17 protein-coding genes and 1 tRNA gene are annotated in these 21,527 nt (G+C 64.9%); 11 read left to right on the top strand and 7 right to left on the bottom strand.

What is annotated here, in order from left to right; all coding sequences use genetic code 11:
- Nucleotides 1–64 precede the first annotated feature (64 nt).
- The gene (hisN, locus tag ALII_RS0113625) at nt 65–838 is read right to left on the bottom strand and encodes a histidinol-phosphatase (protein WP_024587863.1); all 774 of its coding nucleotides are present in this window, start codon (nt 836–838) and stop codon (nt 65–67) included.
- A gap of 164 nt (nt 839–1,002) precedes the next feature.
- On the bottom strand, nt 1,003–1,890 hold the full coding sequence (locus ALII_RS0113620; RefSeq protein ID WP_024587862.1) for an N-formylglutamate amidohydrolase: 888 nt from the start codon (nt 1,888–1,890) through the stop codon (nt 1,003–1,005).
- Between the two features lie 191 nt (nt 1,891–2,081).
- Here ALII_RS0113620 and ALII_RS0113615 point away from each other — a divergent pair, with 191 nt between their 5' ends.
- Both ALII_RS0113615 and ALII_RS0113610 read left to right on the top strand, forming a co-directional pair.
- Nucleotides 2,082–2,444 (top strand): response regulator, encoded by a 363-nt coding sequence (locus ALII_RS0113615; protein WP_024587861.1) that lies wholly within the window; start codon nt 2,082–2,084, stop codon nt 2,442–2,444.
- 95 nt (nt 2,445–2,539) lie between these two features.
- Nucleotides 2,540–2,614: transfer RNA gene (locus ALII_RS0113610), tRNA-Val, on the top strand.
- 58 nt (nt 2,615–2,672) lie between these two features.
- Here the strand turns inward: ALII_RS0113610 and ALII_RS0113605 are convergent.
- Genes ALII_RS0113605 through uxuA form a run of 3 tightly spaced genes read right to left on the bottom strand, consistent with a single transcriptional unit; the run spans nt 2,673 to nt 6,273 of the window.
- Entirely contained in the window at nt 2,673–3,578 is a 906-nt protein-coding gene (locus ALII_RS0113605) for a sugar kinase (RefSeq protein WP_024587860.1), read from the bottom strand.
- A 14-nt stretch (nt 3,579–3,592) separates the two neighbouring features.
- Nucleotides 3,593–5,059, bottom strand: coding sequence for a mannitol dehydrogenase family protein (locus ALII_RS0113600; RefSeq protein WP_024587859.1), 1,467 nt, complete (start codon nt 5,057–5,059; stop codon nt 3,593–3,595).
- The gene (uxuA, locus tag ALII_RS0113595; protein WP_024587858.1) at nt 5,056–6,273 is read right to left on the bottom strand and encodes a mannonate dehydratase; all 1,218 of its coding nucleotides are present in this window, start codon (nt 6,271–6,273) and stop codon (nt 5,056–5,058) included. Before uxuA ends, ALII_RS0113600 begins: the two co-directional genes overlap by 4 nt.
- A 120-nt stretch (nt 6,274–6,393) precedes the next feature.
- On the opposite strand from uxuA, the gene ALII_RS0113590 reads away from it, so the two are divergent.
- The 7 genes from ALII_RS0113590 (at nt 6,394) to ALII_RS0113555 (ending at nt 16,959) form a co-directional block, all read left to right on the top strand.
- A complete protein-coding gene (locus tag ALII_RS0113590; protein WP_024587857.1) occupies nt 6,394–7,092 on the top strand; it encodes a GntR family transcriptional regulator in 699 nt (232 codons plus the stop codon).
- A gap of 40 nt (nt 7,093–7,132) precedes the next feature.
- Nucleotides 7,133–8,110 carry a TRAP transporter substrate-binding protein gene (locus tag ALII_RS0113585; protein WP_024587856.1) on the top strand — a complete coding sequence of 326 codons (978 nt, stop codon included), beginning with the start codon at nt 7,133–7,135 and terminating at the stop codon, nt 8,108–8,110.
- A gap of 66 nt (nt 8,111–8,176) precedes the next feature.
- On the top strand, nt 8,177–8,683 hold the full coding sequence (locus tag ALII_RS0113580; protein ID WP_024587855.1) for a TRAP transporter small permease: 507 nt from the start codon (nt 8,177–8,179) through the stop codon (nt 8,681–8,683).
- A gap of 1 nt (nt 8,684) precedes the next feature.
- Nucleotides 8,685–9,965 carry a TRAP transporter large permease gene (locus ALII_RS0113575; RefSeq protein ID WP_024587854.1) on the top strand — a complete coding sequence of 427 codons (1,281 nt, stop codon included), beginning with the start codon at nt 8,685–8,687 and terminating at the stop codon, nt 9,963–9,965.
- Between the two features lie 17 nt (nt 9,966–9,982).
- Nucleotides 9,983–11,041, top strand: a complete 1,059-nt coding sequence (locus ALII_RS0113570) for an L-idonate 5-dehydrogenase (RefSeq protein ID WP_029660527.1) — start codon at nt 9,983–9,985, stop codon at nt 11,039–11,041.
- A 587-nt stretch (nt 11,042–11,628) separates the two neighbouring features.
- Nucleotides 11,629–16,236, top strand: a complete 4,608-nt coding sequence (locus ALII_RS0113560) for a MupA/Atu3671 family FMN-dependent luciferase-like monooxygenase (protein ID WP_024587851.1) — start codon at nt 11,629–11,631, stop codon at nt 16,234–16,236.
- The gene (locus tag ALII_RS0113555) at nt 16,237–16,959 is read left to right on the top strand and encodes a 4'-phosphopantetheinyl transferase superfamily protein (protein ID WP_081718997.1); all 723 of its coding nucleotides are present in this window, start codon (nt 16,237–16,239) and stop codon (nt 16,957–16,959) included.
- Here the strand turns inward: ALII_RS0113555 and ALII_RS0113550 are convergent.
- Complete coding sequence (locus ALII_RS0113550; RefSeq protein ID WP_024587849.1) at nt 16,953–18,392, bottom strand: undecaprenyl-phosphate glucose phosphotransferase; 1,440 nt, start codon at nt 18,390–18,392, stop codon at nt 16,953–16,955. The two genes, ALII_RS0113555 and ALII_RS0113550, sit on opposite strands and share 7 nt — an antisense overlap.
- Nucleotides 18,393–18,735: 343 nt before the next feature.
- Between ALII_RS0113550 and ALII_RS0113545 the strand changes: the two genes are divergently transcribed.
- Both ALII_RS0113545 and ALII_RS0113540 read left to right on the top strand, forming a co-directional pair.
- On the top strand, nt 18,736–19,590 hold the full coding sequence (locus tag ALII_RS0113545) for a glycosyltransferase (RefSeq protein WP_024587848.1): 855 nt from the start codon (nt 18,736–18,738) through the stop codon (nt 19,588–19,590).
- Between the two features lie 126 nt (nt 19,591–19,716).
- Nucleotides 19,717–20,505, top strand: coding sequence for a WecB/TagA/CpsF family glycosyltransferase (locus ALII_RS0113540; protein ID WP_024587847.1), 789 nt, complete (start codon nt 19,717–19,719; stop codon nt 20,503–20,505).
- A 10-nt stretch (nt 20,506–20,515) separates the two neighbouring features.
- On the opposite strand, the gene ALII_RS0113535 is transcribed toward ALII_RS0113540, so the two are convergent.
- Nucleotides 20,516–21,523 (bottom strand): glycosyltransferase, encoded by a 1,008-nt coding sequence (locus ALII_RS0113535; protein ID WP_244437436.1) that lies wholly within the window; start codon nt 21,521–21,523, stop codon nt 20,516–20,518.
- Between the last annotated feature and the right edge of the window lie 4 nt (nt 21,524–21,527).

Below are 21,527 nucleotides of genomic sequence, written 5' to 3'. Positions count from 1 at the left end.
CTCCCTCCCCCTTGTGGGGAGGGATAAAGGGTGGGGGTCCTCTTCGCAGAAAACCCTTCCAACACTACCCGTTCAGCAACTCCAGCGCCGCCGCGTGCAATTGCCTCGTCGCCGCCGCCACCACGAACCCGCCTGCCTCCGCCGGGCCACCGGTGCGCGATGTGATTACCCCGCCTGCCGCCTCGATGATCGGGATCAGCGCGACGATGTCGTAAGCCTGCAACCCAGTCTCGACCACGAGGTCGACCTGACCGGCCGCCAGCATGCAATAGGCATAGCAATCCGTGCCATAGCGGGCGAGTTGCACTGCCGTTTCCAGCGCGTCGTAACTGGCGCGCGCGTCGTCGAGGAACAGAGACGGCGTCGTCGTGCAAAGGGTGGCGTGGCGAAGCTCCGTCGTCGCCCGCACGCAAAGATCGCGCGGCCCGCCCGGTCCTTCGTACCGCGCGACGCCGCCCGTCGCATAAAACAGCTCGCCGGTGAAGGGCTGGCTCATCATTCCGGCGACGGCGTCGCCGTCCTCCAGAAGTCCCACCAGCGTGCCCCAGAGCGGCAGGCCGGAGATGAAGGCACGCGTGCCGTCGATCGGATCGATCACCCAGCAGTGGTGGTTCGGCAGGTTGTGCGGGCCGAATTCCTCGCCAAGAATTCCGTGATCCGGGAAATCCGCTTCGATCAGCCGCCGGATCGCGCGCTCGGCCTCGCGGTCGGCTTCCGTTACGGGGTCGAAGCCGCCTTCGAGCTTGTTCGCCACGTCGTGCGGCCGGCGAAAGCGCGGCAGGGTTTCCTTTGCGGCTGCGGCAGCAAGGTTGCGCAGGAAGTCGGGGGTCACGTCCATGAAAGGGCTCCGCTAGATGTCGCCCGCGCAATAGGCATTTCTGAACCGGCTTGACAATTGTGCGCTGCAGCATAATCTGGAGATCGACGGGTTCGCCCGTCAATGCCCTCCTTGGGCGTTTCCTCCCTAGACTCGGACCGCCTGCAAAGGCGGTCTTTTTTTGCCTATTCGGCTGCGACGGGCAGTTCCGCCGGCGGCGCGAAAAGGTCGATCAGGCTGGCGGCGAGTTCGTGGAGATCGCGGCGCAACTGGTCGTAGCCGTCATTGGGCACGAGACGTTCTTCGTCCATGTAGAGGCTGCGGTTGATCTCGACCTGAAGCGCGTGGATGCCGCGCGCGGGCCGGCCGTAGTGCTCGGTGATGAAGCCGCCGGCATAGGGCTTGTTGTGAGCCACCATGTAGCCGCGGCTGGCCAGGTGCCCGATCGCTGCCTCGGACAGATCCGCACGGCACGACATGCCGAACCGATCTCCGATGATGAAATCGGGGCGGATGCGCGTATCCGGCAGGCGGATCGTTGCCGGCATCGAGTGACAGTCGATGAGAACTGCGACGCCGAATGCCTTGTGCGTCGCACCGATCAGGCTGCGCAGCCGGTCGTGGTAGGGCTTGTAGACGCCCTCGATGCGGCCAACCGCCTCTTCGAGCGGCAGTTTGGCCGCATAGATTTCCTGCCCTTCGCCGACGAGACGCGGGATGGTGCCGAGGCCGCCCGCAACGCGCGCCGAGCGCGTATTGGCGTAGGGCGGCAGGGACGTGGTGAACATGCGCGGGTCGAGCTCCCAGGGCTCGCGGTTCACGTCGAGATAGGCGCGCGGGAAGTTCGCTTTCAGGAACGGCGCGCCGAGCGCGGTCACGCCGGCGAACAGATCGTCGACGAAACAGTCCTCGGATCGGCGGATCGCATGCGGGTCGAGCCGCGCCATGTCGAGAAAGCGCTGCGGATAGGTCGAGCCGCTATGCGGAGAGTTGAAGACGAAAGGAACCGTCTGTCGCTGCGGCTGCGCGACTTCGAAGGGCGCCGTCTGGGAAAAATCCGGATGCTCTGTCATTGACGTCTTTTTTGCGCTCTCTCGCCCTTCCATGCCCCTTGATGTGCCACCGCCGCCGCCTCCTGTCCAGCCGCGACCCGGCGGGCCGCAAAGACGCCATTCACTTGATGTTTACCATGCTGAAGGCATATACGCTTGAGAGGGCGAATCGGCTTTTGTACCGGTTCGAAAACAGGGTTCCGGACGCTCAGATGGCAAGAATTCTTCTCGCGGAAGACGATGAGGACATGCGTCGCTTCCTCGTCAAGGCGCTCGAACGCGCCGGCTACGACGTGATCGACTACGACAATGGAGCGAGCGCCTATGAGCGGCTGCGCGAGGAGCCGTTCTCGCTGCTCCTGACCGACATCGTCATGCCCGAGATGGACGGCATCGAGCTTGCGCGCCGCGCGACCGAGATCGATCCGGACCTGAAGGTGATGTTCATCACGGGCTTCGCCGCCGTCGCGCTGAACCCCGATTCCAAGGCGCCGAAAGACGCTAAGGTGCTGTCGAAACCGTTCCATTTGCGCGATCTCGTCAACGAGGTCGAGAAGATGCTGCAGGCGGCCTGACCGCCTCGCGCTGCGTCAGGCGCAACCACCGCATTTTGGCGGCCGAAACCTATTGACGATGGGCGGGCATCTATGGTGTATGCGCCTCGTCGGATGGGCGTGTAGCTCAGCGGGAGAGCACTACGTTGACATCGTAGGGGTCACAGGTTCAATCCCTGTCACGCCCACCATCCGAACTCCCAGGAAAAATTCCGATTGCCGAACGCGCCCAGTGGCGTGCCAGGCGCCCTAAAGCGCGTCGCGCGGCGCGAGCGCTCCGTGGTGGCCAAGGCAGATCGCGGCGATGCGGTGTGCTTGCGTCAGGGCTTCGCCATGATCGCGGCCTTCGAGCCGCGCGGCGAGGTAGCCTGCATTGAAGCTGTCGCCGGCTCCGGTCGCGTCGACCACGCTCGCAACGGGGCGTGCCGATATCTCGACTTCGCCGTCGCGCCATCTGGCCAGTGCGGGCTCGTGGCCGTTCTTGACGACGACCTCCGCAACGCCGTGCGCGAGATAGCGATCCGCCGTGGCTCTCGGGTCGATATCGCCGAACAGGGTTTGCTCGTCGCCGAAGGTCGGCAGGACGATGTCGCAGACGCCGGCCGCCGCCGTCAGTGCGTCCCGCATCTCGCCGGGGCCGGACCAGAGCCGCGGGCGGATGTTGGGATCGAAGACGATCTTCGCGCCCCTGGCGCGGGCGCCTTGCAGGGCGTCGAGCAGCGTGGCGCGATGGGCGGGGTTCAGGATCGCCAGCGTGATGCCGGAAAAATAGATCGTGCCGGCGGTCGCCAAGGCTGCGTCGAGCGCAGCGCGGTCGTCGGCCAGAAGCTTCGCCGCCGCCATGTCGCGCCAGTAGGTGAAATGCCGGTCGCCATCTTCCTGATGGATGAAGTAGAGGCCGGGTCGGCGATCCTCGACCGTGCCGATATGGCTCGTATCGATGCCGCTGTCGGCGATGAAGGCGCGCATGGCGCTGGAATAGCGGTCGACGCCCAGCTTGCTGACATAGCCGACCGTCCAGTCCGGACCGAGAAGCGCGCGCATGTACCAGGCGGTGTTCAGCGTATCGCCGGCAAAGCCCATGCGCCATTGCCCATCCGAGCCGGCCGACATTTCGATCATCGCTTCGCCGATCGAAAGAAAGCTCTTGGACATCTGCCGGTTCTCCTTCACGCGGGGCTTTCGATCGCCCTGGCCATTCCGTGTTCGAGGATGGTCGAAAGCCGCGCGACGACCAGATCGCGCAGCGCAGCGTCGCCGACGATGGCGGCGGGAAACAGTCCGGGTATCGCGATCAGGTTGCTGAACAGCCGGTCGGGCGTGGCTCCGGCATCCTCCACCGCTTGTGCGATCGCCGTCTCGCGGGGGTCGCGAAGCGCGTAGGCCCGGCCGGTTTCTTCTACGGCCATGCAATAGCGCATCCAGGCGGCGATCGCGAAGGCGAAGGGCTCCCGATCGGCGTTCCGATGGATGGCTTCGGCCAGCGGCGCGGCGATGCGCTGGGGCAGCTTTTCGGTTCCGTCCATGGCGATCTGGTAGGTCAGGTGCCGGATCGCCGGGTTGGCGAAGCGGGCGAGAAGTTCGGTGCGATAGGCGGTTAGGTCGATGCCGGGGACGGGCGGCAAGGTGGCTGCCGCGGCCTGCATCTGGTGTTCGACGAGGCGTTTGAGTCCGGCGTCGCGCATCGCATCCGCGACCGTCTCGTAGCCGGCCATGAAGCCGGCATAGGCGATCAGCGAATGCGCGCCGTTGAGCATGCGCAGCTTCATCTTTTCATAGGCGGAAACCGATGCGACGAAGATCGCGCCCGCTTCGTCCCAGGCCGGCCGCCCGGCAGCGAAATAATCCTCGATGATCCATTGCGAGAAATGTTCGGTCTCGACCGCGGCTTCATCGCGCAAGCCGCACATGCGTTCGGCGTCGGCGAATGTCCGGTCGGTCGCCGCGGGCGTGATCCTGTCGACCATCGAGGACGGAAAACGGACATTCTGGCCGATCCAGTCGGCAAGCGCCGGATCGATCTGGCGCGTGAACGCGTCGACGAGACGGCACAGGATGCGGCCGTTTTCCGGCAGGTTGTCACAGCAAAGGATCGTCAGCGGTCCGGCACCGGTTTCGCGGCGGCGCGCGAGGCCGGCGACGAGAAAGCCGACGACGCCGCGCGGCGCATCGGGCCGGCCGAGGTCGTGCGCAATCGCTTCGTGGCGAAGGTCGAGCCCGCCTGTCGTCCGATCGATGCCGTAGGCCTTCTCGGTGACGGTCAGCGTGACGATGCGCGTTGCGGCGTCGGCGATGGCCGCGACGACTGCATCGGGCGCCTCGGGTGCGACCAGCACATTTGCGATGCTGCCGATCAGACGCGCCTGATCGCCGTCCGCGCTGCGCGTCAGGAGCACGTAGCGCCCGTCCTGCGGGTTGAGCGCGGCGGCGATGTCAACACTGCGCAGGCTGACGCCGGTGATGCGCCAGTCGCCGCCGGCGAGCGCCAGCGCGGTGTCGGTGTAGACCGCCTGATGCGCCTTGTGAAACGCGCCGACGCCGATATGGACGATCCCGCAGCCATGGTTCTCGGGCACATAGCCCGGCAGGGCCACGCCCGCGCTAGGCTTTGCGGAGGCCGTAAGCCGCGCGCTCATGGGCGAAGCTGCACCGCGGGGTGCGTCAAGGCGGTCATGATGCCGCGCAGTTCGGCAAGCCCCTTCAGCCGTCCGATCGTCGGGTAGCCGGGCTGCCCCTTGCGGCCCAGATCGTCGATGATGTCCTGGCCGTGATCGGGGCGCATCGGAATCTGGTGGTCGGTACGGCTCTCGGCCTTGCGGCGTGCCTCTTCCTTCACGATCTCGGCGATCAGCGCGACCATGTCGGTATTGCCGCCCAGATGCTCAGCCTCGTGGAACGAGGAGGGCGTGCCCGGCGTCTCGAGCGTGACGTTGCGCAGGTGCAGGAAATGCACGCGAGGTGCGAATTCGCGCATGATCGCCGGCAGATCGTTGTCGGAACGGGCGCCTAGCGAGCCCGAGCACAAGGTCATGCCGTTGGCTGGCGAGTCGACCGCGTCCAGAATGTGCCGGTAATCATCTGCTCCAGACATGATGCGCGGCAGGCCGAGCAGCGGGAAGGGCGGATCGTCCGGATGGCAGCATAGGCGCATGCCGAGCTTTTCGGCGACCGGCGTCACCTCTTCCAGGAACGCGACGAAGTTGGCGCGCAGGCGCGGGGCGTCTATGGCGTCATATTCGCGGATATGGCGCAGCACGTCCTGCGTCGACATGCTCTCGGTCGATCCGGGCAGGCCTGCGGTCACGTTGGACGCGAGTTCAACCTTGCGCGCCTCGCTCATCGTCGCAAAGCGTTCGCTGGCCGCGTCAGCGACCTCGCGCCCAAAGCTCTCGGCAGCGCCGGTGCGCCTGAGGATATGGATGTCGAAGGCGGCGAAGTCGATCAGGTCGAAGCGCATGCAGGTGCCGCCATGGTCGACGCGATAGGCGAGGTCCGTGCGCGTCCAGTCGAGAACCGGCATGAAATTGTAGCAGATCGTTTCCAGGCCGCTTTCGGCCAGGTTGGCGAGGCTCTGCTTGTAGTTGGCGATGTGGCCGCGCCAGTCGCCCTTCTGCTTCTTGATGTCTTCCGAAACGGGCAGGCTTTCGACCACCTCCCAGGCCAGGCCGGATGGACGGCTGTCCTTCATCCGGCCGATCTCGTCCTGACGTTTGCGGATATCCTCCGTGGTCCAGACTGCGCCGGTCGCGACATGGTGGAGGGCGCTGACGACACCTTCGACGCCGGCCTGGCGCATGTCGTCGATCGAGGTGAGGTCGCGGGGTCCGAACCACCGCCATGTCTGTCGCATCGTCTAAGCCTCGCTCCCGTTTCCCGGACGTCCATGCCACGCCGCCCGTGACGAATCCATACACAAGAGTTGACTAGTATGGAAGTATGGAGGATAAGATTGCCGCAGGGAGGACGACATTTGACCGACGCGCTATCGGTACGCACGCACGACATCGACGGAGCAGCCGCCATTGCGCCGCAGCTCTACCGGCGGCTGCGCGAGCGTATCGTGCGCACCGAGCTCCTGCCGGGCGAATTCATTTCCGAGACCGAGATCGCGCGGGCCTATGACGTTTCGCGTCAGCCGGTGCGCGAAGCCTTCATCAAGCTTGCCGAGGCGGGACTCGTGCAAATCCGTCCCCAGCGCGGCACGATGATCACGCGGATCTCGACGGAGGCGGTGATGGACGCGCGCTTCGTGCGCGAGGCGATCGAGGCCGACGTCGTCAAGCTCGTCGCCGAACGCTGCGATGCGGCGATCGAGACGGAACTGAAGCGCCAGATCGCGGCGCAGAAAAACGTCGCCGAAGACGATTCCGACGCCTTCGTGAAGCTCGACGAGCATTTCCACCGGACGCTCGCCGACATGGCCGGCAAATCCTATGCGTGGCGCGTCGTCGAGGAAGTGAAGGCGCAGATGGACCGCGTGCGGTATCTCAGCGTCGAGAAACTGCATGTGCGCCTCCTGATCGAGCAGCACGAAGCCATCGTCGCCGCCGTCACCGCCCGCGACGTGGCCGGCGCCGATGCGGCAATGCGCACGCATCTGCGCGAAATCCTGAAATCGCTGCCCGAAGTGGCGCGGGCGCGGCCCGACCTCTTCGGTGCGGTGCGATGAGCGAACAGCGAACATCCAACAATCCAAAGGGAGGATCGACATGACCTTGAAGACGACCATGAAATCGCTTGCAGCCGGCCTTGCGCTGGCCGCACTCGCCACGTCCGGCGCGCTGTCGCAGGAACTGACGCTCAAGCTCGGCCATCTCGCCAACGAGCAGAACTCCTGGCACAAGGCGTCCGTCAAGTTCGGCGAGGAATTGTCGGCGCTGACGGACGGACGCATCGCCGTCGAGGTGTTCCCGAACGATTCGCTCGGCCGCGAGATGGACCTCATCAACGGCATGCAGCTCGGCACCGTCGAGATGACCATCACCGGCGAAAGCCTCCAGAACTGGGCGCCGATGGCAGCCCTTCTGGCCGTACCCTATGCCTATACGACGCTCGAACAGATGGACGAAGTCGCCAGCGGCGAGATCGGCGACCAGATCGAGGCGCAGGTCATCGAACGTGCCCAGGTGCGTCCGATCGCCTATTTCGCACGTGGTCCGCGCAACCTGACCTCGAACCGCGAGATCAAGGCGCCGTCCGACCTCAACGGCTTCCGCATGCGCGTGCCGAACGTGCCGCTCTTCGTCGACACCTGGTCCGCGCTCGGCGCCGCGCCGACGCCGATGGCCTTTTCCGAGGTCTTCACCTCGCTTCAGAACGGCACCATCGAGGGCCAGGAGAACCCGCTGGCGCTGATCCAGTCGGCTTCCTTCAACGAGGTCCAGAGCCACGTCAACCTGACCGAGCATGTCCGTTCGTGGATCTATCTCACCATTTCCGAGCAGGTGTGGAGCCAGCTTTCGGAAGAGGATCAGGGCCATGTCATGACGGCCGCAGCCGCGGCGCAGGAATTCGAGCGCGAGCAGTTTCTGGCCGACGAGCAGGCGATCCGCGACGATCTGGAGACGAAGGGCATGACCTTCGTCGAGGTCGACGCGGACGCCTTCGCCGAAGCCGCGCGCGAGCCGGTCATCAACTCGGTCGACGAAAGCATCCGTCCGATCGTCGAAGACCTGTTCAGCCGCTAATTGCGCAACGAAACGGGCGCGGCTCCTCGCGGGCCGCGCCCTGTCACCGAAACGAGGCGATCGCCCATGAGAGCCGTCAGTACCTTCATCGCCGGATTGAGCCTTGTGTGCCGCATCGCGCTCGGGTCGGTCTTCGCGATCCTGATCGTGACCGTCGCGATCCAGGTCTTCACCCGCACCTTTTCGGCCAGTTCGCCGATCTGGACGGAAGAGTTGTCGCGTTTCGCGCTGCTCTATCTTGCGGCGTTCGGCGTCGGGCTTTCGTATCGCAGCGGCGATCTCGTCAATGTGGACATCCTTCAGGAAGCCGTCTCTGAACGCAAAGCCTGGTGGATGCGCTTCGTTTCCGCCATCGCGACGGCTGGTCTCGCCTTGCTGATGATCGCACCCGCCTGGCGCTTCACCACCATCGGCGCGATGCAGACCTCGCCCAGCCTGCGCTGGTCGATGGACCTCGTCCACGCCAGCGTTCTCGTCCTTGCCGTCACCCTGTTCGTCTTCGCGCTCCTGCGGGTCATCGGCATGCTCGTCGGTGTCGATGACGGGCGCACCCAGTTCGCCGAGGAGGAATAGCGTGGATCTGTTCTGGCTGTTTGGAACGTTTCTGATAACGCTCGCGCTGGGCGTGCCGGTTGCCGTCTGCCTCGGCCTGTCGTCTCTGGCCTACATCGTCGCCGCCGGCCTGCCGCTCGTCGTCATCCCGCAGCGCATGTATGCCGGCATCGATGTGTTCGTCCTGCTTTGCATTCCCGGCTTCATCCTTGCCGGCAACCTGATGAATGGCGGCGGCATCACCGAGCGCATCATCCGCTTCGCCAATGCGATGGTCGGCTGGATGCGCGGCGGGCTCGGCATGACGAACGTGGCCGGCTCGATGCTGTTCGGCGGCATTTCGGGAACCGCCGTCGCCGATGCGGCCTCGCTCGGCTCGGTGCTGATCCCGGGCATGAAGAAATCGGGCTACCCGGCCGATTTTTCCGCTGCCATCACCGCCGCCTCCTCGACGGTCGGACCGATGATCCCGCCAAGCGTGCCGATGATCATCGTCGGCGCTCTTTCGGGCATCTCGGTCGGACAGATGTTCCTGGCCGGCGCCATCCCGGGCATCCTGCTTGGCGTCGGCATGATGATCACCTGCTACATCATCTCCGTGCGCCGTAACTTTCCGCGGCAGGAATGGAAGGGCCTTCGCGAACTCGGCCTCTCCTTCTTCGGTGCCTTCTGGGCGCTCGCCATGACGGCGCTGATCGTGGGCGGCCTCATGACCGGCATCGCGACGCCGACGGAAACCGCGATCGTCGCGGCGATCTACGCGTTCGTCGTCGGTGCGTTCATCTACCGCGAACTGCCGATCAAGCGGGTTCCGAAGATCCTGATCGACAGCGCCGTTTCCTCGGCCGGCATCCTCGCGCTCGTCGGCTTCGCCAACGTGTTCGGTTCGATCCTGTCGGCCGAGCGCATCCCGCAGATGATCGTGTCCGCGGTGCTGTCGATCACCGACAACAAATATCTCATCATCATCCTGATCAACGTGCTTCTCCTGTTCGTGGGCATGTTCATGGAGACCATCGCGGCGCTGATCATCCTGTTCGTGCCGCTCCTGACGCTCGCGACCGCGGTCGGAATCGATCCCTTGCATTTCGCGACCTTCGCCGTGCTCAACCTGATGCTCGGGCTGACGACGCCGCCGGTGGGCGTGTGCCTGTTCATCTGCGCGAACATCGCCCGCCTGCCGCTTCTGCCGGTGGTCAAGGCGATCATGCCCTTCCTGCTCGCCAACATCATCGTGCTGATGCTCGTCTCGTTCATTCCGCCGCTGGCGACATGGCTGCCGACGACGCTGATGGCGCGCTGATTCCAGGATCGTATTCGATGAAGACACGAATCTGCCGTCTCCATGCCAAGGGCGATCTGCGGATCGAGGAAATCGACGTCCGCGAGCCCGGCCCCGGCGAGGTTCTGATCGCGATGGGGGCGGGCGGCATCTGCGGTTCCGACCTTCATTACTACCAAGATGGCGGCTTCGGTCCGATCCGCGTCAAGGAGCCGATCATCCTCGGCCATGAGGTCGCCGGAACGGTTCGTGCGACGGGGCCGGATGTCGAAGAGCTGCATGTCGGTGATCGCGTGGCGGTCAATCCCAGCCGCCCGTGCAACCAGTGCCGCTATTGCCGCGAAGGCCTGCAACAGCATTGCCTGACAATGCGCTTCTTCGGCTCGGCGCTGCGCTATCCGCACGAGCAGGGCGGTTTCCGCGACCTGATGGTGGTCGATGCCTTGCAGTGCGTGCGGATCGAAAATCCTGAAATCTCGCTGGGCGAGGCGGCCTGCGCCGAACCGCTCGCGGTCTGCCTCCATGCCCTGAACCGCGCCGGCATGTCGGCGGGCAACCTTGCCGGAAAGTCGGTGCTCGTCACCGGAGCCGGTCCCATCGGCGCGCTGGTCGTGGCGGCGCTGCGCCATGCGGGCGCGGGCCACATCGTCGTCACCGACCTGCAGGACATGGCGCTCGAGACCGCCCGCCGGATGGGCGCCGACGAAACCATCAATGTCGGGACCGAAGTCGAGCGCCTCGACGCCTATGGCGCGGGCAAAGGCACGTTCGACGTCGTATTCGAATGTTCGGCCGCCGGCCCGGCTATCCGCTCCGCCATCGCCGCCACCCGTCCGCAGGGCACGCTGGTCGAAGTCGGCGTCGCCGGCGACGTCGCCGTGCCGCTCAACCTGCTCGTCGGCAAGGAAATCGCCTTTGTCGGAACGCATCGCTTCGTCGGCGAATACGCGCAGGCCGTCGGCCTGATCGCTTCGCGCCGCATCGACGTGCGCCCGATCATCTCCGCAACGCACGATCTCGACGACGCCGCGACGGCTTTCGCAATGGCTGCGGACCGCACGCGCTTCACGAAAGTCCAGCTTTCCTTCGACGACTGACGGCCAATGACTTGCTGATTTCCACACAAGTCTAGACTGTTGTGTCAGACTGGCAAAATCTCCACTACACGGACATTTTCTACTGGGAGCACCGTCTGCCAGTTAGTTATGGCGCTCTCTATCGAGATGGCCGAGCGTACTTCGAGACGTATATGATTTACAACTGCCGAATCATTCTGGAGATGATGCTCTCTACCAGTATCGAGAACAGGACAAGTGCGGCAGTGGTTTTCGCGCTGATCGAAAAAATGTGGCCCGAGACACTGGAAGCACCAATATTCAGCGGATCGAAGTTCTTGGACACCAGCCGATACCGCACCGCTCAGGCGACGATTAGATCGGCGAACGAGCAGGTGTAATTAATGTCCGTTGTACGACAGATCTGATGACGTAAGCGAGCTTGCGTCATCGCGACTTCGTCTCGGCTCCAAGCGACCTGTCGTGCCTGGTCATCGTGTCGACGATCACTTGAGTAGATCATAATCAATCATACGATTGATGGAAATGTATTGGCCCCTTCGTCATAAATGTTGGTGTCGCTTCTTGGGAGTGACTTGAAGCATCGGGCGTCGGGGGTTCGTCAGCCAATGTCGAAATTCGCAGCCGTACTTGTCGGCGATGAGTCGCTGCTCGTTCAATGCGGCGAGGTTCTCGTTCAGCGTGGCCATTCGATATCGATGGTCGTGACCCAGGCGCCCGCAATTGCGGATTGGGCGCGCTCCCGGAATCTCGATGTCGGTGCTTGGGGCGACGATCTGGCGGCCAGCCTTCGTCCGGTCGCGTTCGACTGGCTCTTCAGCATCGCCAATCTGCGTCTCGTCCCTGAAGACGTCCTGCGCGTCGCGCGGGCAGGTGCGGTGAACTTCCATGACGGCCCGCTGCCGCGCTATGCCGGCCTGAACACGCCGTCCTGGGCAATCCTCGAAGGAGCGCAAAGCCATGGCGTGACCTGGCACGCCATGACGGGCGGGATCGACGAGGGCGATATCCTTGCCACACGCAGCTTCGAAATCGATGCCGACGAAACCGTCCTCACCCTCAACGCGAAATGTTTCGAAGCCGGCATCGCAAGCTTTGCCGAGCTGATCACCTCGATCGAGAATTCGACGCTGGATCATCGGCCGCTGCAGCGTGAGGGCCGGGTGCTCTATCGCCGGAGCGCACGGCCCGCGGGGGCGGGGCTTTTGAACCTCAGCCGCAGTTCGGCGGAACTTTCGCGCATCTGCCGGGCGCTCGATTTCGGCGTGCGCTACGCAAACCCGCTCGTCGTCCCGAAGGTCGCAACGCCCGACGGCATCCATGCGGTCGAGCGTCTTGCCATCCTTGACGAAGGGCAGGGCGCCCGCGCGCCCGGAACCGTGATCGCCGTCGACGCCGAGGGCATCGTGGTGGCGACAGGCGACCGGCCGGTGCGGATCGAGGGTCGGTCCCTGGATGGCGGGAAGCGGCTCGGCGAAGGGCTCGTCTCGGGGCAGGTCCTCCCCGCCGCGGGCGCGGACTTCCTCCATGCGGTCGACGAGATCGTCGCCCAGGTGGTTCCGCATGAGGCGCATTGGGTCTCGGCGCTCGCCAGCGTGGTCGATCTCGATCCGCAATGGACCGGGGAAGTCAGCGCCACGCCGCAGACGATCACGCTGCATCTGCCGGAGAGCGCCACGCTCGCCGATATGATGGCCATCATCCCCGCCTTCCTGGCGCGCCTGTTCGCAAAGTCGCGATATACCGTTGCCTATGGCAATGACACGTCGCGCGGACTGGCGCGAACAAGCCGGGGGCTGGTCGCCGACAGCGTGCCCGTCGACATGGCCTGCGATCTCGACCTCTCGCCCGCCGAACTTCGCGACCGTCTCGCACATGGCTTCGAGCGGGCACGTTCCAAGATCTGCTTCCTGACCGACATCTTCATGCGTCGCCCCGATCTGCCTCGGCCTTCCTTGTCGATCGGCATCGTGGAGACCGCCGATCCGAACGGTGCGCCCGCGATTGCGGGATGCGCGATCACTTTCGTCATCGGACCGGACGGCCAGGCGCGGGCAGTCTGCGATTCCGGACGCATTTCTCCGGCAAAAGCGCAGGACCTGACGGACCGGCTCGCGATCTTCGCGAAGGCCTTCGTCGATGGCGGTCGCAGCGTCGGTGAGATGCCGGTCGCCTCCGCTGCGGAATTGCAGCGCCTTCTGGTCCATTTCAACGAGACCACGCTGGAATTCGATCGCGATGCCTGCGTTCACGACCAGTTCGCCAGGCAGGCAAGGCTGACGCCGGACGCCGTTGCGGTGGCCTTCCTTGATCGCTCGGTCACATATGCCCAGCTCGACCGCGCGGCCAACAGCGTCGCGGCGGCGCTGGTCGATCGAGGCGTCGGCCCCGACGTCCCCGTCGGTCTTCACGTCCGGCGATCGATCGAACTCGTCATCGGGGCGCTGGCGATCCTGAAGGCCGGCGGCGCCTATGTTCCGCTCGACCCCGACTTCCCCGAGGACCGGCTGTCGCTCATGGTCGCGGATAGCGGTGCGAAGATCGTGCTCACCGAGCGCGCGCTTGCGCCCGTCGCGACGTCACCCGGCGTCCTTTCGCTCGACATTGCCGAGCTTGTCGCCGGCGGAAAGTCGCTGCCGGCGCGGCCATCCGTCTGCGCGGACAATCTCGCCTATATCATCTACACGTCCGGTTCGACGGGTCGTCCCAAGGGGGTGATGATCGAGCATCGCAACGTCGTCAATTTCTTCGCCGGAATGGACGATCGCATCCCGATTCCCGCCGGCGAGCAGCCCGTCTGGCTGGCCGTGACCAGCCTCTCCTTCGACATTTCCGTGCTCGAGCTGTTCTGGACCCTGTCGCGTGGGTTCAAGGTGGTGATCCATGCCAGCGAGATCCATCGCGCGCACCGCATGGCGGCTTCCCCTGCGCCGCGGTCGACGCCCGGCGCTCGGCCGATTGATTTCGGGCTGTTCTACTGGGGCAATGATGACGGCGTCGGGCCGGCGAAATATCGCCTTCTGCTCGAAGGCGCCAAATTCGCGGATGCGCATGGTTTCCAGTCGATCTGGACGCCGGAGCGTCATTTTCATGCGTTCGGAGGGCCATATCCCAATCCGGCCGTGACCGGAGCTGCCGTGGCGGCGGTCACCTCCAATCTCGAAATCCGCGCGGGAAGCTGCGTCCTGCCGCTGCACCACCCGATCCGCATCGCCGAAGAATGGGCGGTCGTCGACAATCTGTCGAACGGCCGCGTTGCACTCGCCTTTGCGTCGGGCTGGATGCCGGAGGACTTCGTGCTGCGCCCGGAAAACGCACCGCCGGGCAACAAGAACGCTTTGCTGCGGGACATAGAGACCGTCCGGTGCCTGTGGCGCGGCGACGCCGTCGATTTCCCGCTGGGCGATAAATCCGTCTCCGTCGTCACGCAGCCGCGTCCCATGCAGGCGGAGCTTCCGGTCTGGCTGACGACGGCCGGCAATCCGGCGAGCTACCGCGAAGCGGCCGAACTCGGCGCGAATGTTCTGACGCATCTGCTCGGCCAGTCGATCGACGAGCTCGCGGAGAAGATCGCCGTCTACCGCGCGACACTGGCGCAGGCCGGCCGCGATCCGGCTGCGCACAAGGTCACGCTGATGCTGCACACCCTCGTCGGCGAGGACCGCGAGGAGGTTCGCGAGCGTGCGCGCGAGCCGATGAAGAACTATCTGCGCAGCGCGGCGGCGCTGATCAAGCAATATGCCTGGGCGTTTCCCGCCTTCAAGAAGCCTGCGGGCGCGGCCAACGCGATGGATATCGACCTGCGCGACCTCGCCGAAGACGAAATGGACGCCATCCTCGAATTCGCCTTCCTTCGCTATTTCGAGGACAGCGGCCTGTTCGGCACGATCGAGGACTGCCAGGCGCGCATCGCGCAGCTTACCGCGATCGGCGTCGACGAAGTCGCCTGCCTGATCGATTTCGGCGTCGAAACGGACATCGTGCTGGCGGGTCTGCGCCCGCTCGCCGAGCTCGTCGCCGCCTGCCGTGACGGCGTCGGGGAGACGGCGCCTGGAAGCGGTTTCGCGCACGAAGTGGCGCTGCATGGCGTCACCCATCTGCAATGCACGCCGTCGATGGCGCGGATGTTTCTGGCGGATGCGGACAATCGACGTGCCATGGGAAACATCGCGCATCTGATGATCGGCGGCGAGCCTCTTCCGGGGACGTTGCTGGCTGAACTCAGTTCGGCGACCGGCGCCACGATCGAGAACATGTATGGTCCGACGGAGACGACCATCTGGTCGTCCACCGTGGCGGCGGAGCCGACGGAGGGCGTCGTGCCCATCGGCAGGCCGATCGCCAACACGCAGTTCTACGTCCTCGATGCGCTCGGCCATCCGGTTCCGGCGGGCATGGCGGGCGAGCTGCATATTGGCGGCGACGGCGTCGCGCGGGGATATCTCGGTCGTCCCGACCTGACGGCCGAGCGGTTCATCGCGAACCCGTTCGGCGGCGGCCGGCTCTACCGAACCGGCGACCTGGTCGCATTCGAGCCCGATGGCCAGACCCTGCGCTTCCTTGGCCGCAGCGACCATCAGGTCAAGGTCAGGGGCTACCGGATCGAACTCGGCGAGATCGAGGCGCGCATCCAGTCCTTCGCCGGCGTCGCCGAGGCGGTGGTGATCGCGCAGCAGGCGGACGAGGGCGACACGCGCATCGTCGGCTATCTGCGTGTTTCCGCCCCCGTGGATCAGGCGCGTCTGCGCGCCCACCTTGCGCAGGCGCTGCCTGACTACATGGTGCCCTCGCGTTTCGTCGAGCTCGAGCGCTTCCCCTTGACGCCCAATGCGAAGGTCGACCGCGGGCGGCTGCCGCAGGTCGAGGAACGCTCCGCGCCGGCCGTCGAAGCGATTCACTTCCCACCCAAGGACGATCGCGAGCGCGCCATCGCCGATGCGTTCGCGCGGGTCCTCTGTGTCGAGCGGGTTGGGCTGGCCGACAATTTCTTCGCGCTCGGCGGCCATTCGCTGCTCGCGGTTCAGGTCCACCGCGACCTGAAGGCATCGATCGCGCCGGAACTGACCATCACCGATCTCTTCCGGTTTCCCACCGTCGGCGCACTTGCCGCGCATCTTGCCAACCGCAATTCGTCGAACGAGAGATTGAGTTCGGTCGCAGACCGGGCCGCATTGCGGCGGGCGCGGATGCAGCAGGGCGTCGGCGCGCGGGTCTGAATGGCTATGGGCGAGCCCCAGATCATCTGCGGCCCAGCGACAGCGGTGCTCGAGACGGGCGGATTGTTCGACGTCGATGTGGCGATCGCGACCGCGCAGGTCGGCGCGCGCATGGAACGTCTTTTCCCGGCCGAGCGGCTGTTCATCGCTTCCGCCGCGCCCGCGCGCAGGGCCGAATTCGCTTCCGGGAGGCACTGCGCACGCAGCGCACTCGCCCGCTTGGGCATTCCGCCGACAGCCATTCCCAGCGGACCATCCCGCGAGCCGGTGTGGCCTGAATTCACGGTCGGCTCGATCAGTCACAGCGGCTCGATCTGCCTTGCCGTTGCCGCCTTGCGCTCACGTGGCTATGCGGGGATCGGCGTCGATATCGAACAGGCGGGCGAACTCGACGAGACGCTCCTCGACATTATCTGCACGCCGGACGAGTTGAGGGCGATGGACGCCATGTCGCGGCAGCAGGCGCGGGCGTACGCGAAAATGCTCTTCAGCATCAAGGAAAGCGTCTTCAAGTGCCAGTTTCCCATGACGGGCGTCTGGCTGGAGTTCACCGATGTCGAGGTCGACATCGGCCCCGACGCCCGTTCCTACGAGGCCGCTTTGAAGCGGCAGGCCGGGCCTTTGCGGCAAGGTCATCGGATCGGGGGGCGGGTGCGCGCGACGGCGGATTTCCTGATCAGCTCGGCCTGGCTTCGGAGCGCCCCCCCGGCTGTCCGTCAGTAGGCGCGTGAGCGGTCGGCGAGCGCGACCAGCGTCAGCGCGACGATCTTGATGTCGAGCCAGAGCGACCAGTTGTGGATGTACCACAGATCGTGCTCCACCCGCGCCTTCATGCTGTCGATCGTCGGCGTTTCGCCGCGAAATCCGTTGATCTGCGCCCATCCGGTTATGCCGGGCTTCACGTTGCGGCGAAAGGCGTATCGGGCGATCAGCGCATCGTAGCTGTCGTCGTGGACGACGGCGTGCGGTCGCGGGCCGACGACGGACATCTGGCCGAGAAGCACATTCCAGAGCTGCGGGATCTCATCGATGCTGGTCGACCGGATGAACGCGCCGACCCGCGTCAGGCGTGCGTCGTTGCGCGTCGCCTGGACGACGGTCTCGCCGTCCTCGAGCACGGTCATGCTGCGAAACTTGACGATGCCGAAGGTGGCGTCGTTGCAGCCGCGACGGCGCTGGATGAAGAAGACGGGCCCGGCGCTGTCCAGCTTGATCGCGATTGCGGTGATGATGAAGATCGGGAACAGCGTGACCAACGCGCAGGCCGCGAAGACGACGTCGAAACTGCGCTTCAGGACATGTTGGGTCGCGGACAAGGGCGCGTGCTGGACCTCCACCGCCGCGAGACGGCCGATCCGTGTCGCTGGATGGCGGATCATGTCCGCGATCATCGGATCGAGCGCGACTTTCACCGGCATCGGCATCATCCGCAGTTCGCCCAGAAGATCGCGGATCGACGACAGGTCGGCACTCTCCCACGCGACGAGAACTTCGTCGGCGCTGCGCGCGATCCTGGTGTTGATCACTTCCATCCACTGGCCGACAGACTGGTTCTTGGGCAGCGTCAGGACGTTGGTGAGGATGACGCCGCTGTCGGCGATCTGTTCGCGCAGGCGTGCGCTCGGATAGTCCGCCGCGCAGATGAGCACGATGCGTCGCGCCCGCAGCACGCCGCGCGCGGTGGCCTTGGGAATCCACTGCGCCCAGAACACGCGGGAGAGCACGATGAAGAGCGGGCACACGACCACGAACAGCAGCGTCGTGCCGCGCGAGAACTGGTCGCCGATCTTGAAGAGAAAACTCAACAGCGCGAGAAATCCAAGGGAGATCAATCCGTAGAGTGCGATCCGCAGAATCTGCTTTTGAACCCGCATCAGTTCGTTCGGGCGATAGGCTCCTTTCGAGGCAAAAAGCGTGACGAAGGTAGCCGCCAGCAGGATGCCGGCGCCGAGATGCTTGGACAAAATGTCGGCGCGTTCGAATTCGTAGAGCTGGCTGTAGACGAGAGAGCAGGCCTCGGCGGTGAGGACGATGATCACGACGTCCAGAGCCGCCGCGAAATAGACGATCATGCCCAGATCGGGCCGACCGGCCTCGTCGGAGGCCTTGTCCCCTATCGCTGCCCGATTGGAGTAGGCAGCATAGTGATTGTCCATCGCTTCCAACTCCGACTGCAACGCTTACGCGATCCATAAAGTCAATTTAACCGATTTTTCATTGTATTTTCTTCGCGCGTAACCGAGAAAATCGGTCTAGTGGGCGATATCGATAGAATTAGAACCCGGCGTTGCTGAATGCGTAAAGCGTTGGCGCCTGTCGTGAAATCGTGCATCGTGCCGAAAACTTCACCGGCGCCGCCAAAGGCGCCATCTCGAAATCAAGAGCGCGACTCTACTTCAGGCGGGCGGCGAGGTGGAGAACCGGCAGGCGGGGCAAGCGGGGTCCCTTCTGCCATCCGGATCGAGGGACAGTCCGCATGGACAATGTGAAGTGATTGGGATGGACCATCGCGACGCCTCGCACGGATTGAGCGTCATCGTTCCGGCCAGCAATGAAGCGGCCGTGATCGGCGGCCTTCTCGGTTCGTTGCTCGATTCCGTGCAGACGCCGCGTCCCGTCGAAATCATCGTCGTCGCGAACGGTTGCCGGGACGACACGGTCGCCGCTGCGCAACGCTTTGCAGACCGGGCCAAGACCAGAGGCTGGTTTTTCGCCGTCATCGACGTCGCGCAGGGCGGCAAGCTGAATGCTCTCAACGTCGGCGACGACCATGCCGCCCATGCAAACCGCATCTATCTCGACGCCGATGTCATCGTCAGTCCCGGGCTGATCGAGGCTGTTGCCGATGCGCTCGACCGGCCGGACCCCGTCTATGCGTGCGGGGCGCTGGTCGTCGCCAGGCCATCGAGCCTCGTCACGCGCCGCTATGCGCGTTTCTGGACGCGGCTTCCCTTCGTTGCCGATGGTGCGCCCGGATGCGGGATGTTCGCCGTCAATGCGGCCGGACGCGCATTGTGGGGCCGTTTCCCGGACATCATTTCCGACGATACCTTCGTTCGTCTGCATTTTTCGCCGGAGCGCCGCGTGGAGGTGCCCGAATCCTATGTCTGGCCGATGGTCGAGGGATTTCGCAATCTCGTTCGCGTCAGGCGGCGGCAGGATCGCGGCGTGGAGGAAGTTGCACGGCTCTACCCCGCACTGCTTGCCAATGAGAAGAAGTCGGCGCTCGGGGCGGGCAGGCTGGCGCGGCTCGCGATGCGCGATCCTGTGGGTTTTCTCGTCTATGCCACCGTCTCGCTGGCCGTTCGCATTCCCGTCGGCGCAGGCAGGCCCCGTTGGGAGCGGGGCCGCTAAGAAGATCGGCCGTACCTTCGGGGCAATAGGGGTTTTGATCGATATCTAGAACAAATTGTCAGCTTACGAAGCTTTGCGGCGAGCGGCGATACTTGGAAACGACTAGGTTTGTTTCGAGGGATCGCCATGACGGTGACGGATCTGCCGCACGATGTGCTTTGGCCACCGCCGACGCGGTCGGAGTTTCTCGGCATGCCCTTCGATCGGGTGACCTTCGCGGACGTGCTCGCCTCGATGTCCGCCCGGCGACCCGGCCAGCCATTGCGCTATGTGGTCACGCCCAATGTCGACCATGTCGTGAAGCTGTCGCGGGAAAGGAAGCTCGCCTTCATCTACGACGATGCCTGGCTTTGCCTTTGCGACAGCAAGCCCATCTGGGCGATGTCGCGCTATCTGCGCGGCGATTTCGGCCACGTCACGGGGTCCGACCTGACGGCGCGGATGTTTGGATCGGTCCTGCGTCCCGGCGACGAGGTCGCGCTTGTCGCGGGCAGCGAGGAAATCGCCAAGGGCATGGCGAACCGCTATCCCGATCTGCGGTTTCGCATCCACGTGCCTCCGGCCGGGATCGCGGCCAATCGCGATGCGCTCGAGGCCTGCGTGGATTTCCTTGCCGCGCAGCAATCGCGCTTTGCCTTCATCGCGATCGGCGCGCCGCAATCCGAGTTCATCGCCCATGCCTGGTCAAGGCGGCCCGGCGCGACGGGCACCGCGCTTTGCGTGGGGGCCTCGCTCGAATTCATGCTCGATCTGAAGCAACGCGCGCCGCAATGGATGCGCGGTCTCGGGCTCGAATGGCTGCACCGGCTGGTCAGCGAACCGCGCCGTCTGTGGCGGCGCTATGTCCTCGCCGTCGTTCCGCTGGCAGTGCTCGTTCTCACCGACATCCGCCGCAGCATCACGCAGCGCGCCTGACGGTCGCCCGCTACTTGTATTCGATGAGCGCGGTATCGCGGCGGCGCAGACGGCTGGAATAGAACATCGCGATGCCCTGAAGCTCGGCGAGCTTACCGACGACGAGCAGGCCGGCGCGTGCCAGGCCCTCGCGCGTATAGTTTCGTTCGCGAAGCACCAGACGTGCCCATTGCAGCGGATAGGCAAGAAGGCCGGCGAGGACCCATTGCCCGGCAAAGGGCGCCACCAGGATGAGAGCTGGTGCCAGCCCGCCCCAGAACAGTGCCCGCCGCACATTTCGTCGCCAGAGGCCGTGCTCGGACGTCCGGTGCATCGCCTCGATCTGCGCGAATGCGTGACCGCCCCTGACGGTCCGCCGCCACCATTGCGAGAAATGAAGGATGTTGGCGTCGTGCGAGGTCATCTCGGCGGCGATGCGCCAGATCCGCCAGCCATTTTCCCTTAGTCGGACGCAAAGTTCGGGCTCCTCGCCGGCGATCAGGTGAGCGGCAAACCCGCCGACCTCGTCGAAGGCTTCGACGCGCGCCAGGAAGTCGCCGCCGCATTCCTCGATCTCGCCCAGCGGACCGTCCCATTCGCGGTCGCACATCGCATTGTAGACGCTCGTCTGGGGACGGCGTTCGCGGCGGCGGCCGCAGACGAGCGCGACGGCGGGATTGAGCAGCAGGAACCCGACGGCAGTGCAGATCCAGTCGGGGTCGAGCAGGCAATCGCCGTCGACGAACTGGACGAACGCCGTTTCGGGCGCTTCGCGCATCAATTGCCGATAGCCCAGATTGCGCGCCTTGGCGGCGGAGAACCGGTCGCCGCGCTCCATCTTCACGACCCTCGCGCCCATGCGTTCGGCACGCGCGACGCTGCCATCCGTGGACCCGGAATCGACATAGACGGTCTTGCGGATCAATCCCTGCAGCGATGCCAGGCATCCGACGAGCCGATGGCCCTCGTTGCGCCCGATCACGACGATGCCGATCCGCTCCATGGCGGCAGGGTGCTGTATCGTGCTGCAGTCAGACATCGCT

Source organism: Aliihoeflea sp. 2WW, from assembly GCF_000497755.1.
Lineage (GTDB): Bacteria > Pseudomonadota > Alphaproteobacteria > Rhizobiales > Rhizobiaceae > Aliihoeflea.
Note: the sequence above shows the minus strand (reverse complement) of the source record. Positions and strands in the feature narration are given on the sequence as shown.